Genomic DNA, 313 nt, shown 5'->3' on the forward strand with positions numbered 1-313 from the left:
GGTGGATGAGGAAGGTAAGGAATCCGTGTCTGCAAGCGTGTACCCGGCGCTGATCCCCAGCAGCCACCCGCTGTCCAGCGTGTCCGAATCCTACAATGCGGTCTTCGTTGAGGCGGAGTCCGCCGGTCGCCTGATGTTCTACGGCAACGGCGCCGGTGGCGGCCCGACCGCTTCCGCCGTTCTGGGTGACGTCGTGGCTGTAGCCCGCAACATCGTGCTCGGCGGCCGCGGGCCAGGGGAGTCCACCTACGCCTCCCTGCCCATCGCCAACTTTGGTGACGTTTGTACCCGCTACCACGTGGATATGCAGGTG

General features: G+C 65.2%; 1 pseudogene. It reads left to right on the top strand.

What is annotated here, in order from left to right:
- Positions 1-25: 25 nt before the first annotated feature.
- A pseudogene (locus tag CYJ76_RS11895) lies at positions 26-313 on the top strand (homoserine dehydrogenase); the annotation flags it as partial.

It is taken from the genome of Kytococcus schroeteri (assembly GCF_002847825.1).
In the GTDB taxonomy this organism is placed as follows: domain Bacteria; phylum Actinomycetota; class Actinomycetes; order Actinomycetales; family Dermatophilaceae; genus Kytococcus; species Kytococcus schroeteri.